At 60.2% G+C, this 17,006-nt stretch carries 15 protein-coding genes and 2 pseudogenes; 9 read left to right on the plus strand and 8 right to left on the minus strand.

Annotation, left to right across the window (positions count from 1 at the left end):
• Positions 1 to 9: 9 nt before the first annotated feature.
• From C7I85_RS23950 to folE, 4 genes are all read right to left on the minus strand, one after another.
• Complete coding sequence (locus C7I85_RS23950) at positions 10 to 330, minus strand: cupredoxin domain-containing protein (RefSeq protein ID WP_106726535.1); 321 nt, start codon at positions 328 to 330, stop codon at positions 10 to 12.
• Between the two features lie 10 nt (positions 331 to 340).
• Complete coding sequence (locus C7I85_RS23955; protein ID WP_106726536.1) at positions 341 to 865, minus strand: DUF4142 domain-containing protein; 525 nt, start codon at positions 863 to 865, stop codon at positions 341 to 343.
• Between the two features lie 94 nt (positions 866 to 959).
• Positions 960 to 1,655 (minus strand): RNA polymerase sigma factor, encoded by a 696-nt coding sequence (locus C7I85_RS23960; RefSeq protein ID WP_106726537.1) that lies wholly within the window; start codon positions 1,653 to 1,655, stop codon positions 960 to 962.
• 58 nt (positions 1,656 to 1,713) lie between these two features.
• A complete protein-coding gene (folE, locus tag C7I85_RS23965; protein ID WP_106726538.1) occupies positions 1,714 to 2,379 on the minus strand; it encodes a GTP cyclohydrolase I FolE in 666 nt (221 codons plus the stop codon).
• Between the two features lie 1,023 nt (positions 2,380 to 3,402).
• Here folE and C7I85_RS23970 point away from each other — a divergent pair.
• Positions 3,403 to 5,103, plus strand: a complete 1,701-nt coding sequence (locus tag C7I85_RS23970) for an arylsulfatase (RefSeq protein WP_106726539.1) — start codon at positions 3,403 to 3,405, stop codon at positions 5,101 to 5,103.
• A gap of 247 nt (positions 5,104 to 5,350) precedes the next feature.
• Positions 5,351 to 5,698 (plus strand): hypothetical protein, encoded by a 348-nt coding sequence (locus C7I85_RS23975; protein ID WP_106726540.1) that lies wholly within the window; start codon positions 5,351 to 5,353, stop codon positions 5,696 to 5,698.
• A 299-nt stretch (positions 5,699 to 5,997) separates the two neighbouring features.
• Here C7I85_RS23975 and C7I85_RS23980 read toward each other — a convergent pair whose 3' ends face one another.
• Entirely contained in the window at positions 5,998 to 6,753 is a 756-nt protein-coding gene (locus tag C7I85_RS23980; RefSeq protein WP_106726541.1) for an NYN domain-containing protein, read from the minus strand.
• 49 nt (positions 6,754 to 6,802) lie between these two features.
• On the opposite strand from C7I85_RS23980, the pseudogene C7I85_RS31745 reads away from it, so the two are divergent.
• Positions 6,803 to 6,985, plus strand: a pseudogene (locus C7I85_RS31745) (IS110 family transposase); the annotation flags it as partial.
• A gap of 131 nt (positions 6,986 to 7,116) precedes the next feature.
• Here the strand turns inward: C7I85_RS31745 and C7I85_RS23985 are convergent.
• The gene (locus tag C7I85_RS23985; protein WP_106726542.1) at positions 7,117 to 7,812 is read right to left on the minus strand and encodes a winged helix-turn-helix transcriptional regulator; all 696 of its coding nucleotides are present in this window, start codon (positions 7,810 to 7,812) and stop codon (positions 7,117 to 7,119) included.
• A 178-nt stretch (positions 7,813 to 7,990) separates the two neighbouring features.
• Between C7I85_RS23985 and C7I85_RS23990 the strand changes: the two genes are divergently transcribed.
• Together C7I85_RS23990 and C7I85_RS23995 are read left to right on the plus strand one after the other, a co-directional pair.
• Positions 7,991 to 8,317 carry a DUF1330 domain-containing protein gene (locus C7I85_RS23990; protein ID WP_106726543.1) on the plus strand — a complete coding sequence of 109 codons (327 nt, stop codon included), beginning with the start codon at positions 7,991 to 7,993 and terminating at the stop codon, positions 8,315 to 8,317.
• A 352-nt stretch (positions 8,318 to 8,669) separates the two neighbouring features.
• A complete protein-coding gene (locus C7I85_RS23995) occupies positions 8,670 to 9,116 on the plus strand; it encodes an alpha/beta fold hydrolase (RefSeq protein WP_146148937.1) in 447 nt (148 codons plus the stop codon).
• A gap of 266 nt (positions 9,117 to 9,382) precedes the next feature.
• Here C7I85_RS23995 and C7I85_RS24000 read toward each other — a convergent pair whose 3' ends face one another.
• Positions 9,383 to 10,456 (minus strand): AraC family transcriptional regulator, encoded by a 1,074-nt coding sequence (locus C7I85_RS24000; protein WP_106726604.1) that lies wholly within the window; start codon positions 10,454 to 10,456, stop codon positions 9,383 to 9,385.
• Positions 10,457 to 11,060: 604 nt separating this feature from the next.
• On the opposite strand from C7I85_RS24000, the gene C7I85_RS24005 reads away from it, so the two are divergent.
• From C7I85_RS24005 to C7I85_RS24025, 3 genes are all read left to right on the plus strand, one after another.
• Entirely contained in the window at positions 11,061 to 12,488 is a 1,428-nt protein-coding gene (locus tag C7I85_RS24005; RefSeq protein ID WP_106726545.1) for a YadA-like family protein, read from the plus strand.
• Positions 12,485 to 13,030 carry a hypothetical protein gene (locus C7I85_RS24010; RefSeq protein ID WP_245445081.1) on the plus strand — a complete coding sequence of 182 codons (546 nt, stop codon included), beginning with the start codon at positions 12,485 to 12,487 and terminating at the stop codon, positions 13,028 to 13,030. The genes C7I85_RS24005 and C7I85_RS24010 overlap by 4 nt, the downstream gene beginning before the upstream one ends.
• A 1,189-nt stretch (positions 13,031 to 14,219) precedes the next feature.
• Positions 14,220 to 15,322 (plus strand): IS3 family transposase gene (locus tag C7I85_RS24025; RefSeq protein ID WP_106726549.1). Its coding sequence is split into 2 segments (ribosomal slippage): positions 14,220 to 14,481 and positions 14,481 to 15,322, totalling 1,104 coding nucleotides; the frame shifts between segments, so codons are not numbered across the junction.
• A 504-nt stretch (positions 15,323 to 15,826) separates the two neighbouring features.
• On the opposite strand, the gene C7I85_RS24030 is transcribed toward C7I85_RS24025, so the two are convergent.
• Positions 15,827 to 16,537 (minus strand): hemerythrin domain-containing protein, encoded by a 711-nt coding sequence (locus C7I85_RS24030; protein WP_106726550.1) that lies wholly within the window; start codon positions 16,535 to 16,537, stop codon positions 15,827 to 15,829.
• A gap of 38 nt (positions 16,538 to 16,575) precedes the next feature.
• Between C7I85_RS24030 and C7I85_RS31750 the strand changes: the two are divergent.
• Positions 16,576 to 16,839: pseudogene (locus C7I85_RS31750) on the plus strand (IS3 family transposase); the annotation flags it as partial.
• Positions 16,840 to 17,006: the final 167 nt, after the last annotated feature.

The raw sequence follows: 17,006 nt of genomic DNA on the forward strand, positions 1-17,006 counted from the left end.
AACCGGCGGCTACGGCGCAGTCACGGTGATGCGACCCTTCATGTTGGGGTGGAAGCGGCAGTAATAGTCAACCGCGTTTGCCGTCCCCAGGACCATGCTTGCCGTCTTTTTCGCCGGGATCATCACGTCCCAGCCGCCCTCTACCGTGGCGGTATGAGCCAGGATATCCTTGTTGACCCATTCGATGGTGTCACCGACCTTCACTTTGATGTCTGCCGGCGAAAACGCCATTTTTTCGATCGTGACCTGTATGGTTTCCGCCTGGGCCGGCAACGCACCCAGGCTCAACGCCAGCGCAACAGTGCGCCGCAGATGCCGCTTCGATAACATGGCCCGATCCTCACTTGAGTTCAGCGGCGACGTGCTCCGCATGCTGCTGGTGGCCCTGGAATACCTTCAGGCCGGTTTCGAGCAGGCTCTTCAGTTCAGCGTTGCTCGCCGACGGGATCAGCAAGTTTTCGAGCGCGCCGTTCACCTGCTTGTGGTAGGCCACCTCGTTTTCGACATAGGCCTTGTCGAAAGCCGCACCATCCAGCTTGGCGAGTTTGTCGCGCTCCCTGGCGGCGGCCTTGGTCAATGCCTTGCTGGTGTCATTGTCTTGGGGAGTGACCTTGAGCTTCTTGACCAAAGCAAGCGCCTGCGCGTTCACGGCTTCGTGGTCGCGCACCATGTCCTTGGCAAAAGCCACAACATCCTTGTTCTTGGATTTCGCGATGGCCTGCTTCGCCGCCTCGACGTCAATCACGCCCGCGGTATAGGCGATGTGGGCGATCTGCGGATCGCTGGGCTTGTCGGCGGCCTGGGCCAAAGGCGCGGCGCCGAGCAGACAAAGCGCGGCCAAAGCCGCAATCGGACGCATAAGCATGAGAACCTCCTTCTCCCGGGCGCGCGGAGCGGCACCGGCAATATTCAGTTGACGACCATTGGATGCGGCGTGGCGGGAAACGTTCCCGGAAAAATCAATCCGGCAAGGCGAGCCGCTTCATCACCGCCGCGGTCAGGCGTTCGCAGCGCCGGCCCGCGAACGGGAACGCGTCCAGCAGCACGGGACCGATCTGCGCGTCCAACTCCTTGCGCACGAGCGCGCGGGCGCGATGCAGCCGGGTCTTGACAGTCTCGGGGCGCACATCGAGCAGTTCCGAGGTCTCTTCGATGCTCAGGCCTTCGATCACCCGAGCGATGAAGACGGTCCGGTACTGATCGGGGAGGTTGTCGGTCGCCCGTTCGACAAGTTGCAGGATCTGCCGCTGCGCCATCGTCCGCTCCGGATCGTCTAAGCCTGTGTTGAGGGGGAACTGGATGACCTGGGCTTCGGCCGCCCGATTGCCGGATCTTGCGAATAGCGCCGCGCGCTGCCTCTTGCGCAGGCGTCCGAGCGCCTCGTTGATCACGATACGGGAAAGCCATGTCGCAAGCGTGGACTGGCCGCGGAAACTCCCAAGGTGAGCAAAGGCGCGGACATAGGCTTCCTGAACGATGTCCTCGGCTTCGCTGTTGTTGGGAATGACGCCCCGGGCGATCCGGTAGAGCCTCTGGTTGTACCTCTGCATGATCGTGCGAAATGCGCGGCCGTCGTGCGCGAGTGCCCGGCGCACCAGTTCCATATCATCGACGGCGGCGACGATTGCGATCGCGTCTCTTCGAACATGCGACATGAGAAATCTCCTTACGCTGCAATAGATGGGGCTCGACAAGAAAGGTTCCCGAAACTCGTCACAGATCGATCGAGGCCAGGAATTCGCGCCTGAGATCGACGTCCGTCTCAAAGACGCCCAGCATGCGTTTGGTGACCATATGTGTGCCGTGGGCATGGACACCGCGCGAGTTCATGCAACTATGCTCGGCCACGAGCACGACGGCCACCCCGCCCGGCTGCAGGGCATCCTCGATGGCGCGGGCGATATCGTCCGTCAGCCGTTCCTGTATCTGCAGGCGACGGGCGCAGGCTTCGACGACCCGGGCCAATTTGGAAATGCCCACCACCCGGTTGACGGGCATGTAGGCGATATGCGCCTTGCCGCGGATCGCCGCCATATGGTGCTCGCAGAATGAGTGGAACGGAAGGTCGTGCAGTTCGACCGTCTGATCATAGTCGCCGATCTCATCGAAGGTCCGCTCGAGCAGCGCGACCGGGTCCTGATCGTAGCCGCCGAACCATTCTTCATAGGCGCGCACTACGCGGGCGGGCGTATCCAGAAGACCTGGCCGGGCCGGATCGTCACCGGCCCAGCAGATCAGCGTCCTCACCGCGGCTTCCGCATCGATGCGTGTCGGCCGGATGGGGCCGAGCGGTGGCTTGCGGCTTCCCACTGAATTTCGCCTGGCGGTGGCCGGCACGCTCTCTTCGGTTTCGTCCAGCAAGTGCGAATGCAGGTCCATCGGTCGCTCCCGTTTTCGACGCTTTCACCCATTGGATGCGTCCGGCGAGAATTGGTTCCACAGGTAGCGCGTCGCTCCTGTGAAATTGGGCTGCCATTCCTGGTTATGCGATGTCCTTCGCTTGGCGGTGCTGACAGAAATGGCTGCTTCCAAACAGGTTGAAGACAGACACAGCGAGCTAGGCCGCTACAATGGCTTATGGCGCGAGCCCGGTCGTATGCCGAAGGTCCGGTTCGGCGACGCGGCGCGAAGGTCAGCATCTAGCGCGACCAAGCCGTTCCGGAATCGGAAGTCATGACCCGAAACCGACTTGCGTCTGCCAGGAAGTTGAACGGCAGCGTTGCGCCCCATGTCGGCCGTAGAGATCAGCATTGCTGCTGCCTGAATGCTGACATTGCCGGCGATCACGCTGGAGGTCGCGGTTACGCCACAAACGGGCGTTCTAGAGCGACGCGGTAGACGCCCGACGCAAGCCCATCTTCATGTCGGACCGTCTGCACAGGAACTTCAGCCGCCACGGCGAGTTTGGTCCTTGTACGCTGTGGCTACTTGCGGGCGGCGTCACGTCTGCGGTCAAAACGCCTGTCACCGGTCGGTCCGCTTCAAGGGTGACAGGCGTTTTGCGATTGCTTTGGCCGTGGCGGCGGGCGTTTTTTTCAGGCTGGAACCTCGGCAAATCCGCGCCATATCGATACTGGCATTGTTTTGCTGGCGGCCAACATGCATCCCTCCCGCCAGCCGCTAGCCCGTCGCCTTCCAAACAGCCGGCGGGCATTTTTCCGTGACGGGAACATCAGCGGCCACGGCGAGTTTACTGCCACTTCTTCCGCTACGTACGCTGGATGCCACAAGGCCCGTCGTCTCGTCTCACCCCTGGCGGCGGGCTTTCCCCGACTTGCGTCGTTCCTTCGATCTGGCACGCTTTGGGCGCTGCCCGCCCAATCCGGCAGGCGGTCATCGCTGTTCCGAAGTCAATTGCAGACGCCAGATGCCAGCTCTCAACGGGCGAGAAGGGACATTCGAATGACTACCCGATCCAAATTGTTAGGGGCGTGTGGCGGTCTTGTCTTCGCCGCGGCCGCGTGGAGCGCCAGCCCCGCGCAGGCCCAGGAAGCGCAGAAGCCAAACATCCTGTTCATCATGGGTGACGACGTCGGCTGGTTCAACATTGGCGCGTATAGCCGAGGCATCATGTCCGGCAAGACGCCGAACCTCGATAAGCTTGCCTCGGAGGGCATGCTGTTCACCGACTACTACGCCGAGGCAAGCTGCACCGCTGGTCGCGCGAATTTCATCACCGGCGAACTGCCGATCCGGACCGGAATGACGACCGTGGGTCAAGCAGGGGCCGACGTTGGCATACCGGCGCAGGCCTCAACCATCGCCACCGCGCTGAAGGCGCAGGGTTACGAGACCGGGCAATTCGGCAAAAACCACTTGGGGGATCTGAACAAGTTCCTGCCGACAGTGCATGGCTTCGACGAATTCTTCGGCTACCTCTATCATCTCGACGCGATGTCGGATCCCTACTGGTATTCGTTTCCCGACGACGCGGACGTTCGTGCCAAGATAGGTCCCCGCAGCCTCGTGCACAGTTGGGCGACCGACACGGACGACACGACGGTGATGCCGCGCTGGGGTGCGGTCGGCAAACAGCGAATCGTGGACGAGGGCCCGCTGGCACCGTTTCCGGACATGACCAATGTTCCAAACATGCATGACATTACGCCGAAGGCCAAATACGACATGACGACCTTCGATGATGTGCTCGTCAAGGCGTCGAGCGACTTTATGGACAAGGCCAAGGCCGACGGAAAGCCGTTCTTCATCTGGCACAACACGACGCGCATGCATATCTGGACGTTCCTCGCGCCCAAGTATCAGGCGATGATGAACAGCAGGACCAACTATGGCCTGGAAGAGGCTGGCATGGCCCAGTTGGACGACAGCGTCGGAGCGCTGCTGAAACATCTGGACGACATTGGCGAGGCCAACAACACAATTGTCGTCTTCACCACCGATAACGGGGCGGAAGTCTTCACCTGGCCGGACGGCGGCATGACACCATTCAAATTCACCAAGGGTACGGTGGGTGATGGCGGGTTCCGCGTGCCGGCAATCATCCGCTGGCCCGGCAAAGTGAAGCCCGGCACCGTGGAAAACGGCCTCATATCCGGGCTCGACTGGTACCCGACGTTCCTGCACGCCGCCGGAAATCCCAACATAACGGATCAGTTGCTGAAGGGCGTTGATCTCGGCGGCACGACCTACAAGAACCATCTCGACGGCTACGATCAGACCGCGCTGCTTACCGGCACGGGACCGTCCGCGCGTCATGAACTTTTCTATTTTGGCGGCCCGCAATTGGGGGCCATCCGTGTTGATGACATGAAATTCACCTTCTTCCAGCAACCCGGTGGCTGGCCCGGTCCAAAGACGACCACGGACATGCCGATATTGGTGAACATCCGCCAGGACCCGTTCGAGCGCGCGCCGATGCTGTTGGGCGAAACGAGTGCGACCGGCGCTTGGGGCTATGGCAACGACTTCTTTGCCCGCGAAGCCTGGCGCTTCGTCGCCGTGCAGCAGGTCGCCAAGACACTGGCCCTGACGGCTGTCGACTTTCCGCCGATGCAGGACCCGGCGTCGTTCAACCTTTCTGCCCTCAAGGCGCAGGTTGATGAACTGGTCAAGAAGGCACAGGCGGCGCATCCAGGCGACTAGCCTCGCCTCAGCCTGCCTTCCTTGTGACCGTTTATGCCCGCCTCGGGTCGTTGGGGCGGGCAGAGAATGAGACCTTCGACGTCGGCTTGGATGCCCGCACGCCCCTGACGTTGGTGGAGTATCGTTACGATGTTCCGTTCAAGTTCACCGGCAAGATCGACGAACTCATTTTCAGATTGCAGTGATCCGGCCCCTGCGCCTTCATCGGGTAGGTTGCGCGGCCGGGCTGAACGGGCCTATCGGTCACATGAGCAAGTCACTTATTTGGGCCGCCGCAGCCGAAGCCGCCACCGGCTTGGCGTTGCTCGTTGTCCCGTCGATCGTGGGTCAACGTTTGCTGGGTCAGGAACTCGTCGTCATCGCGATACCGGTCGCGCGTGTCGCCGGGATCGCCCTGATTGGATTGGCGGTCGCGTGCTGGCCAGGGCCGCCGCTGCCTGGCATGCTGACCTATGGCATCGTCGTGGCCCTGTATCTTTGCTATGTCGGCATCTTCGTTGGGCTGGCCGGCTTCCTTCTTTGGCCTGCGGTCGCGCTTCATGCCTTTTTGTCAATCTTGCTTTGCCGCGCTTGGCTCGCCAACGAGGACAAATAGTGTCCGACCAAACCAACCGATACCGGCGCACGGGCAAACAGCAGTCGATCTTGAAGCATGGTGGGAGCGGCTGGAAGGGGTGGAACTTGGCCGTTCGCGCCGCCTGCCGGTACATCATGCGTTGCGCGAGCAAGCCCCGGATGGCTGCAATGGGCATTGCAGCCGCCATGGATGACAGAAACGGGTCGTTTGCCGAGTCCGCTTCAGCCAAATGTGTTTCGAAAGCGGCCCGCCCGGTTACGACCCCAAAAACTCCAATAGGCAGCATGTAGCCACCAATCGTTCAATGGCGAAGCCAGTCACGACTTCCGCTTGGGTGAGGATTTCGCCGATGCCGGCTTTTCGCGAATGCGTATGGCCCGCCCTTCCGGATGTTCGATCTCAAAGGCATTGGTCTTGCGGACGAGGTCGCTTAGCTTGCGGAAGCCAAAATTGCGGGGATCGAAGTCGGAGGATAGGTTCGCCAACTGCGTCCCTACCGCTCCAAGCGGTGCCCACCCATCTTCTGTCTCCATCTGAGCGAGAACGCGGCGGATGATCGGCGCGGCCGCACTCGGCGGCTGAAGGGGTTTGGATTTGCTTCCCGCGGCCTCCGTATTGGCCGGCGCATCGGGGAGCAAGTTTTCGGTGTAAGTGAAGCGTCGACAAGCCTGACGAAAGCTCTCTGGTGTCTTCTGTTCTCCGAACCCGAAGACATCGACGCCCTGCTCACGGATACGAGCAGCCAGCCGCGTAAAATCGCTGTCGGACGAGACCAGACAGAAGCCGTCGAAACGACCACTGTGCAATAAATCCATCGCATCGATAACCAGCGTGATGTCAGACGCGTTCTTGCCAGTCGTATAGGCGAACTGTTGCTGCGGGATGATTGCGTGCCGTGCCAGGACATCGATCCACGCTTTCGATCTCGAGCTGGCGAAATCGCCATAAATGCGCCGGACGCTGGCCTCACCAATCTTCGCGATCTCATCGAAAAGCCCGTCGACGATCTTCGCGGACGCGTTGTCTGCATCAATCAGTACAGCAAGGCGCGGGGAGCGATTATCGATAGCCATCACCGGAAGACCTTTCAGCCGGGAGTTATTTGCCTTCCTATCACGCGTTTCGTTGAACAGCGATGCCTTAAGGTCGGTTCAATCGAGGTTCTGCGTTTTTGGGCAGCCCGTTATGCTGGAGAACCAGATCCGTGGTCTCGCCGTGGTGTTCGGTGTCTTCATCAATCAGATGCTGCGGGCCAGCGGGATCAATGCCTTGTCGGCGGCGATGAAAGGCCTCTTCAACGACCGACCGCCGTCCCATCGGGCTGCCAAATGAAGGTGGGAGCTAGCTGGATGGCCGGCTCAAGTCGATTCGTCCTAACTCCGCCGACGGCATCAACCTTGATTACTTTCCGCACAGATCGCTCTAGGCGATTGCGCTTATGCGGCGACTCGTTTCGGCTCGACCGCAAACGGGCTGAGCCCAAGCCAAGTCTGAATGGAAGCGGCCAGCCCACGGTCTCCAGTCAGGACAACTTTCCCGCTTTCCTTGGCGACCGTGGTCAGTCCCATCCAGATTGAGGTCATCGTGCGCAGGTCACTCGACACATAGAGATCGACATCGAAACCCGGATCGGACCAGCACAGATCGACCTCACCATGCGGTTCGACGACCAGCCACCAGAACCGTTTGGATAGCGGTAGCTCCGGATACAAAAACTGTATCACCGTGCGCCTGTTGGGCAGCGGCAGGGGATTCAAATTGCGCCGCATATCCCACATCAGCAGCGACGGATCGAGGTTCTTGAGCGATTGCCTGGCCTCGACCCATCTCTGCCCCCAAAAGCCCATTGCTTCGATGACTTGGCGAAGATCCTTCCCGGACTCGGTCAAGTGGTATTCGAAGACGCCAGACTCCGATTTCAGCGCCCGGCGTTCGATGATCCCGGCCGCTTCCAACTCCTTCAATCGTTGCGACAGAAGGGTCGGCGACATTTTCGGAACACCGCGCCGCAAATCATTGAAGCGTGTTGTACCAGCGACGAGTTCGCGCAACAGCACCATTGTCCACCGCGAACACAGAATTTCGGCGGCCATGGCGAGCGGGCAAAACTGTTGGTATCCAGCCTGGGTCATTTGGGTATCCTCGAACTGGTTGATAGTGGACGCTATGCCTAAAGCCCCCCTTCGGCCAGTCCAGAATCTGTATCGTCCGCTCCAGTTCACGGACTGGAGGTCTGGCGCGCTTTCCTGTGAGGTATGGAGACGGTCACGGAACACCCCGTGTCGGTCAAACCAAACAGGGACAAAGACAATGTCAGCCTATTTGATCGCAGACATCAAAGTGACGAACGATGGCTGGATTCCGGAGTACGCGGCTTCGGTTCATGAGTTCGTGCACAAGCACGGCGGCAAGTATCTGTCGCGCAGCGGCAATGTGACGACCCTCGAGGGCCAGCCTCTCGAGACTTCGCTCATTGCCATCTTGCAATTCCCGACGGCGCACCATGCGATGGCCTTCGTCAACGACCCCGGCTACGCACCTTTCATTGCGGCACGCCAGAAAGGCAGCGAAAGCCGCTTCCAGTTGATCGATGACACCGATCTCGCTGGTACGCTCCCCTACCTGCCCAAGGGATGACCCGACAATGGCCATTAACCGTAGACGCGCAAGCCAGCGTCGCCAGTCAGGTGCAGTAGACCGCAGCCGAGCGTCTCCGGGTGTCGGGGCAGGTCGCATGGGCAGGCAAATATTGCCTGATCTCATCGCCTGTCCCGACCGAAGAAGTCGCGATACGTCAGGAACGGATGACTGGGAATGAAGGCTCGAACGTCACGATTCCACTTGTACCGGACCTTCTTGCGCCGCTGTTTAATAGTCCGCAACGCGTCGTCAGTGGAACGACTGCTTGTCATTGCTTGCGTTCCGAAAGCAGGCCGGCCGCATTCGGCCCAATCCGTCGTGGGAAATCATTTCACGCCCGGGGCACAAGGTGCGCAAGTTGATCCCCGTATCCGGCGCGCTGGCCTTGGCAGGTCAATACCCGGAGATCGTCGCGGCCTTTCCCGAAATGGTCAGCAATGCCGCCGAGATCGGTGCGGGCGTCGCAGCGTCGCCCATGGCCGAAATGTATCCGGACATCAACTGGGAAACGGCCTTCCGCAGGATGGGTGAACTAGCGTCGGAGGCTTGGGATTGGACAGAGGAAGCCGCGTCCGTCAAAGCGCCGATTCTGCTTGTCTTCGCCGACGCAGATAGCATGACAGGCGAACATGTTGTAGCCATGTATCGCGCCTTTGGTGGCTTCGCCCGCGACGCCAGCTACGATGGCTCCTTGCAGCCAAAAGCCCAGCTCGCAATCCTGCCGGGCAGGACGCATTACAACATCCTGGAAACGACCGAAGTCGCGACATTGGTGGAGAAGTTCCTTCGGCAGTAGCCACCAAACTATTGGCTTCGCGAGGTCCGCTTTAGAGCGACGTCAGTCGACTCAGTAACGACGATAACGAGGTCGGAACGGCAGCTATCGGCAAAGCGAAACCCAAAAGCCGACGGTCTGTTCACGGCCCCTTTGCTGTCTAACTGCAATGCGCCAAGCTCAGGCTTGCCAATGCCCAAAAGCAGACATGGCCGGCGACAACCATCGAGGTCGCGATGCGTCAGTTATGAACTGATGTCCGGGCTAATGCGGATGTATCGGCGCGTTCACCTTACCTCTTTGGCTTCCCTTGCCTGAGCCGACGCGAGCCAGGCTTCGACCGTCGAGCTTTCAGTCCCCGCATCGTTTTCCGCCCAGCTTAGGAACAATGCGCTGCCTTGCGAGCGCTGGGTCAATGCCAAGGCGTCGCTCGGGCTCATGTCATATCGCTTCCGGAAAGCCCGGCTGAAATGGGCTTCGCTGCGAAACCCATGCTGGTGAGCGATGGCTGAGATCTTCATCTTGCCTGCGCCACGTACAATCGCCTGCAGGCTGGCCGTAAGTCTTTCGCCAAGCAGCCAACGCTGTACGCCACCATGAATTTCAAACGAACGGAAAAGCTTCGAGCGCGACATCCCCAGTTCAGACGCCAGTTCCTCGGGTCCAAAGTCTGGATCGGACATGCGCTTCCTGGCCAGCCTATGCGCGCGGTGCAACACGTTGAGGTCGTCTCGCGTTCGTTTCGAAGCGGCGGCAGGAAAGGCGGTCGCAGCAAACTGCAATATGCCGTCGGCGGCGGACTGGGCCTGATCGACGCTTAGCTCATCGATATGCTCAATGAGCGTTCTCATCTGGGCCCCGATAACCTTTCCGGCGGCGCTACTTGCGCTCAACTTAGTGCCGTGGACATCGCCTTGCAGGCCCAAAGGCGCGCGCGCCCTGTCGAAGGTAAGCGTAATTCCTTCGTAGCCGGGCGTTAAGGCCTCATAGGGCAAGGAATAGTCGACTACGACGACATCGCCCGGAAGCTGGGTGTGCTTGAGCCCGTCATAATCCGTCACCACGCTCCCGCCCGTTAGCATGTAGATCGACATCTGGGAGATAGGCCGGTCGTCAATGACTTTCTGTGAGCGAGACATCGTAATGGCCGACCCGCCATTGATCTGCACAAAGGTCTCCGGAAGCTGCCAGGTGCAGCCATGGAAGTCGAACAAGGCTATGTCCGCATCGTCCGGTATTGCGCTATCGACAAGCCTGGAGATCGCGGCCTTCCAGACGGCGAAACATGCCGCTCCCGGCGGGTGTGGCCACACAATGGCCAGCGACGCGCATGTCTTGGGACTGCTCTCGGCTTCCGACATCTCCACTCCCACAACGGCCACCTTCGTCACCTCCGGCCGCAAGAGGTCGAAATGCCACGGTCGCGTGCGCCATGTTTGATCAGACCGGCGGCGACATGCTTTGCGAAACCGCCGGCCGAGTCGTCGATCCAGTGCAGTTGCGACAACAACGTCGCGCGCTCTGTATTCGAAGGCAACGCGAATTATCCAAGTCCCTCACAATTCGCTCCGACAAGTCCTGTTTCGCCCAAATCAGTCCGACTCAGGGTGCAGTTTGGCCAATGGGGAAAAGGCTCCGCCAGTTTGCGATGGCAGGCCTCCGCGGCACATGACTGGCCGTCCAATCTTCATGACTGAGCGTCCCAATCTGTAGTTACATGCGGCGACAGTGCCGTTTGGCTGTGCAAGGAATTCCGCGGCAACGACATTCGTGTGGATCAGACATTCTGGAGGGCCTCGCAGACTCGTTAACGCGCCACAGAGGGCCGAGCTCTGCGGCTTGCGACCGGACGCCACAACATGGCGGGGCTCCACTATTACGGTCGCGTTGTCTCAGCACCGACGTGCTGATCGATGGTCCGCTTGCGCGAGTGGGCAGGCTTTGTTGCTTGGGCGGGGGAAGTGCATGACTTTGAAAGATGACAAATCGACACGAGCAACTGCCCTTGCAGTGACGGCACTCGTTACCACAATCGCCGCTATGTCTATGGCCACACCAGCACAGGCGCAGTTCGTATGCAGCGATGGCGCCGCGTCCGCCCAAGGCGCGACAGCCACCGGATCAGGCGCCAATTTCGCCTGCGGCCCCGGTGCTAACGCCACCGGCGCGTCCGGCAGCAACAACACCGCGACCGGGACGGGAGCCAACGCCAGCGGCGACCGTAGCGGGAACACCGCCACTGGCCTTGCCAACGCCTCCGGCGACAATTCCAGCAACTCTGCCTATGGAAACAATACCAATGCCAGCGGCAATGGAAGCACGAACACTGCGGCCGGTGCTGGAGCTATTGCCAGCGGCAACGGCAGCAAGAACATCGCGACGGGGTTCGAAGCTAATGCCGGCGGCGACAACAGCAACAACATCGCGTCCGGGAACCGCGCCAATGCTGTCGGCGCAAACAGCTCGAATCTCGCGTCCGGGAACGGCGCCAATGCCAGTGGCAACAAGAGCAACAACAACGCGTCCGGGACTCGGGCGAATGCGAGCGGTGATATCAGTTCGAACGTCGCGACTGGCCTGAACGCCAACGCCAGCGGTTCCGGAAGCAGAAACGTCGCGACAGGTGACGGAGCCAACGCTAGCGGCGCCAGCAGCTACAACGCCGCGACCGGTTTTCTATCCAATGCGAGCGGTACCAACGCTGGGAACACGGCGACCGGAGCTGGCGCCAGAGCTCAAGGCAACGGCAGCGCGAACGTTGCTTTCGGGGTCAGCGCCAACGCGAGCGGGAACGGCGTTGCCAACACCGCCGTGGGTGGCGGTTCGAATGCCACCGGCGCCTATTCTTCCGCATTCGGAAGTGGCGCCTCGGCGACCTACGCAAACTCTACCGCCATCGGCACCGGTGCCACAGCGACGCGTGCGAACCAGCAAGCCTTCGGTACCGCTACGAATACCTACACCATGGCGGGGGTCACCTCGGCAGCGAGCCGCGCAGCCCAGTCCGGACCGCTGCAAGTCGTCACCACCGACAGCGGCGGCAATCTCGGCTCCAGTACGCTCGGCGACCTTGGCATTGCCGGCACTGCGGACATCGCGGGCATCAATGGACAGATCGCCGGCATCAACAACCGCCTCAGTGATCTCGATGGCAAGAGCAGCAAGGCCCTCAATGGCGTCTCTATGGCCTTTGCGATGTCGGGCACGCCGTGGGTCATGCCGGAAGAACGCTTCGCTATGTCGCTCAATTGGGGAGCGTTTCAGGGCACCAACGCCTTGGCATTAAGCGGGGCGCTCCGCCTTGGCGATCATGTGCAAGCCAACGGAGGCGTTGCATATGGCACGAATGGCGGCGGAGTGGGCGGACGTGTTGGGGTCCGGATAGGTTGGTGAAGACGATCGAGAGGAGCTTCGTGCGGCGGATTACTCGCGTTCTCATTGCTCTCATGTTGCTGCAGCTTTGTATGCCTGACAGCGCCAGATCTCAGCAGAAGATGCCAACGACTGTCCCGACACCGACGCCAAAGGCTTCACGCTTGGAGCCGCCTTTACCGATCTCGTTGGAGCAGGCGCTCTATCTGATCCGTTCAACTCTGCTCACGCTCAATGACGCCAACCGGTCAGGCAACTACACAGTCTTGCATGATCTTGCTGCGCCTGACTTCCAGGCGCAGAACTCAGCCGCCGATCTTGGCGAGAATTTCTCCGACCTGCGCCGTCGCAATTTTGATCTCTACGGCGCGGCACTTCTGGCGCCGCAATTCACCGAGACGCCCGCACTCGATCAAAACGGATTGCTACGCCTGGTTGGCTATTTTCCGACTAAGCCACAGCAGATCAAATTCGATCTCGTATTCCAGGTCGTAGGCGGGCAATGGCGCCTGATCGCGATAGCCGTCGCCACGCCGGAAGCCGCGCAAACCGCGGCACAGTAGCCATAAGGCAAAGCGGCGGGGTTTCTGTATCTGCCTAGGTAACATCAGCGGCGGCGCTGTGTTTTGCTTATGGCTCCAGCGCCCCTCGGCCAGCGAACGTGGATGCCAAAGCGCCCGTCGTCTCGTCTAACCCGAGGCGGTGGGCCCTTTTTTGCGTTTCAACGCAGGCTCGACGGCGCAGGGAGTTCTTCCCGACCCGCCTCAAGGTGCTCCCCGGGCGCAATATCATTTTTCACCGTAGCGGGTGTTGCCCCCCAACGGCGCCCACTCGTTGGAGCCGGGGTGGAAGCAGGTCAACCCCGCAACTTGCCCTCACGTCCCTGTGTGATCATCCTCCCCGTGTTCCGCGCGAGGGGTCGACATGATGAACAATTCATGGCTGGCCCCAGTTTGTCCCCTAGCTGCCAGCGCGTTCAAATAGCGGTATCTGCTATGTCCTTCGATGAGGAGAAAGCGCTTCTCGGGCAGGGCCGCGCGATGTGCGCGGATGCCCTGGGGGGTCTCCAAGGTGAGGATGGGGTAGTCCCATGTCCCTGTCTGGTTCATGACGGATACCGGAGGAGACTTTGCCGCAAACTTATTGAACACCTTGAAGTCGTGGTGGGGGTCTAGGTGCGAGTCTCGGACAAAGACCTGAGACAGGATGCGATTGGTATCCCACCGCTCTTGCCTCCAGCTAAGCGAGTCTAGTGACAGCCAGGCGTAAGGCGAATGCTTCCAGTGACGGTACACCCATTGCTCTGCGATTTGGGGATGGAGGTGCGCCAACCGAGTTTGATTCCGCGCCCACCATTGCGGAAATCTCTCCCGATCACATGTGCCAAACCCCTGTGGAGCAAGGTCTTCGGGCCACTCCGTGAAGTCCTGCGTAATGTCGAGCAACGTTGTTCCTTCCAACCAACAGCCAGAATCAGTTGAGAGTATACGGTTGTGAAGGATTATGTCGGGAACGCCCGTGCCAGGGACGCGATTTTCGTGCCCTTGTCGCATTCGCCGGTCATGGGCAGCTAGATTTTGGCGAAGTTTTAGTCGGCGGGGTTCGGGATCGGACTACTGACAGTCGATATCCGTCTGCAGCTTCGACGGGTTGACCTGCCACTGAGAATTTTGATCTGATCCCCGAAAACTGGACCGTTCAGAATTGGAGTTTTCCGCTGTAATTTCCCGGTTGGGAGAGGAGCGGAGAGCGATGAAGGCCTCGAAGTTTTCGGACGCCCAGAAGGCGTTCATTCTGAAGCAGGGAGCGGACGGCATTCCGGTGGCGGAGATCTGCCGCCGCGCGGGGATCAGCCAGGCGACCTACTTCAACTGGAAAAAGAAGTATGACGGGCTGCTGCCGACGGAGATGAAGCGACTGAAGCAGCTTGAGGATGAGAACGGCAAGCTCAGGAAGCTGGTCGCCGACCTGTCGCTGGACAAGGAGATGCTGCAGGACGTGATCCGCCGAAAACTGTGAGGCCTGGTCGCAAACGCGAACTGGTGGCGGATACCTGTACTGAGTGGAACGTGTCGATCCGGCGAGCCTGCCGGGTTCTGGAGTTCGACACCTCGTCCTATCACGACAAGTCCCGTCGCCGCGATCAGGCCGGCATCGAAGCGCGGATCAAAGACATCTGTGCAACGCGGGTTCGGTATGGCTACCGGCGCGTGCACGTGATGCTCACGCGCGAGGGCTGGGACATCAACATGAAGCGGACCTATCGGATTTACAGGGACTTAGGGCTTCAACTGCGGAACAAGACACCGAAAAGGCGGGTGAAGGCGAAGCTACGAGATGACCGCCAGCCGGCCGTCGAGCCCAACGACGTGTGGGCGATGGACTTCGTTCACGACCAACTCGCGACCGGCAAGAAGATCCGCGTCCTGACGGTCGTCGAGACGTTCTCGCGCTACGTGCCGGTGCTCGACCCGCGCTTCAGTTACCGAGCAGAGGACGTGGTCAGGACGCTGGAACAAGTCTGTCCGCGGATCGGCTATCCGAAGACGATCAGGGTCGATCAGGGCACGGAGTTCGTGTCCCGCGACCTCGATCTGTGGGCCTACAGCAAGGGCGTCACGTTCGACTTCTCGCGGCCGGGAAAGCCAACCGACAACGCTTACATCGAAGCTTTCAACGGCCGCTTCAGGGCGGAGTGCCTGAATGCCCACTGGTTCCTGACGCTTGCCGACGCGGCCAAAAAGTTGGAGGATTGGCGCAGATACTACAACGAGGTGCGCCCACATGGCGCAATCGGACACAAGGTCCCGATCTCGTTGATCAATCCCGATGGCGCCACCAGCCCGCCATCGTGAAACAGCCGGGAAACTCCACCTTCCGGCGGTCCAAGGAATGGTATCGGATCAAAACCGCTGAGGCACTAATCGCAGCCGGATGAAAGCTCAGTGGCAGGTCAATGGGCTTGTCGATCATCCTTCTCGTCGTCGCGAATATCCTCGCACGACGCGGCAAGAAATAGCCGTGCGAGCTTTAATTTCACAGTGGTTGCGGCGCCGTCGGCAACCAAGCTGCGCATCCAGAAGGCAAGTTAAAGTCCTCAAGTTCAGTTGGATCCGCCAGCCATTATGCTCCAAACGCGTAGCTGCGAACGTCCGCTGTCGGGATGCGCCCCGAATGGCCGGAAATGGCGCGAACCGGGCAGCTCGGTGCTGAACTCAACTTTGCCCAAAAGCAGACGTCAGCCACGGCAAGCTAGAGGTCGAGGTTGCGCCAAAATAGGTCATTCGGCGAACGCGATGCCGGGCTGGAACCAGTGCCGGCATCGTGGATCCCGTTGCGGACCGATATGCCTTGCTGGCTTAGGCCACGAGGTCAAGCCGGCGCGCAAGGTCGGCAAATTCCGCCGCCGACAGGTTCGGCCGCGCGGCAAATTCGATTACCGCATCGAAGGCCTCGCGTGGCGCCTGCTGCTTCATGCCGCCAAGCAGTGCGGCACGCTCCGCCGGGTTGATGGCCGGGATCATCAGTCGCATGAAGGCCATGGCTTTTTCCGGAGGAAGCGAGCCGACAATGCGGTTTTCGATCGCCATCATCTCCGCGTCGGAGAACAGCGACCACAGTTGCGGCGCGGCGACGGTTTCTTCCTCGTGCATGTGCTCGAGGTCGTGCGCGACATAGGTGCCGAAGGCGAGGTAGAGGCGGCGTCCGAGGCCAGGGCGCTCTTCTGCGCTGGCCGCCTCGATGCTCGCCAAAAGCGTCTCGAGCTCGGCAAAGGTGGCGCGATGGTCGTCATGCTGATGGTCGAGACGATCGACAGAGGCAGCGCCGCGCGTCCGCAGCGCGTCATGAATATGACGGTCCTCATGCTCGAGATGGGCGGCGGCGAGCACCAGAAGCGCGCGCATATCCGACAGCAGGTCCGCCGTCGCGCGGGCATCGCCGAAATCAACATTGCCGAGCCGGGCGAGAAGATCACATTGGGCTTTCCGAAGGCCCTTGTGAATGGGGCCGTAGATATCATGGCGGTCGTTCAAATCGGTGATCTTGGTAAGATGAAGTGAATGGGGCATGAAACGCTCCGAAATTTGCGCGAGTCTGGCAGCTTTGAAGCTCCGCGATCCGTTCAATAGGGGTGGCGGAAATTACGTATTATCGCTGGCGAGTTGAAGGGCGATCAGGTGAAGCGCCTGAGGGAATTGGAAGCTGAGAACGCCGGGCTTCGGCGGGCGGGGCTTGTATGGATCCCGTTATAAAGGAATCGGATGTGTCCAAACGACGGGCATGCCGGGCTCTCGGCCAGCATCGTTCCACACAGGGCATAGTCGCCAGGACGTCGGACGACGAGGCGGCATTGACCGCCGACATCACTGAATCCGACGCTAGTGCGCCACCGGAGATGGCGCACAGCAACGTCGCCGCAAGAAACGCTACCTTCAAAGATCTATCAATAGCAGGGTGATCCACTATGTTCCCCTTTTCTCAGTGTGTTGCGCGCATCGTTTCATGCAATTTTGTGATGTAACTGCCGTTGAAAGCAGT

This window comes from Pseudaminobacter soli (ex Li et al. 2025) (genome assembly GCF_003012705.1).
Lineage (GTDB): Bacteria > Pseudomonadota > Alphaproteobacteria > Rhizobiales > Rhizobiaceae > Pseudaminobacter > Pseudaminobacter soli.

Bases quoted from the DNA above. Each gene is read 5' to 3' on its own strand.
- C7I85_RS23950 (WP_106726535.1), bottom strand. From the start codon at position 330: ATGTTATCGAAGCGGCATCTGCGGCGCACTGTTGCGCTGGCGTTGAGC.
- C7I85_RS23955 (WP_106726536.1), bottom strand. From the start codon at position 865: ATGCTTATGCGTCCGATTGCGGCTTTGGCCGCGCTTTGTCTGCTCGGC.
- C7I85_RS23960 (WP_106726537.1), bottom strand. From the start codon at position 1,655: ATGTCGCATGTTCGAAGAGACGCGATCGCAATCGTCGCCGCCGTCGAT.
- folE (WP_106726538.1), bottom strand. From the start codon at position 2,379: ATGGACCTGCATTCGCACTTGCTGGACGAAACCGAAGAGAGCGTGCCG.
- C7I85_RS23970 (WP_106726539.1), top strand. From the start codon at position 3,403: ATGACTACCCGATCCAAATTGTTAGGGGCGTGTGGCGGTCTTGTCTTC.
- C7I85_RS23975 (WP_106726540.1), top strand. From the start codon at position 5,351: ATGAGCAAGTCACTTATTTGGGCCGCCGCAGCCGAAGCCGCCACCGGC.
- C7I85_RS23980 (WP_106726541.1), bottom strand. From the start codon at position 6,753: ATGGCTATCGATAATCGCTCCCCGCGCCTTGCTGTACTGATTGATGCA.
- C7I85_RS23985 (WP_106726542.1), bottom strand. From the start codon at position 7,812: ATGACCCAGGCTGGATACCAACAGTTTTGCCCGCTCGCCATGGCCGCC.
- C7I85_RS23990 (WP_106726543.1), top strand. From the start codon at position 7,991: ATGTCAGCCTATTTGATCGCAGACATCAAAGTGACGAACGATGGCTGG.
- C7I85_RS24000 (WP_106726604.1), bottom strand. From the start codon at position 10,456: ATGTCGGAAGCCGAGAGCAGTCCCAAGACATGCGCGTCGCTGGCCATT.
- C7I85_RS24005 (WP_106726545.1), top strand. From the start codon at position 11,061: ATGACTTTGAAAGATGACAAATCGACACGAGCAACTGCCCTTGCAGTG.
- C7I85_RS24030 (WP_106726550.1), bottom strand. From the start codon at position 16,537: ATGCCCCATTCACTTCATCTTACCAAGATCACCGATTTGAACGACCGC.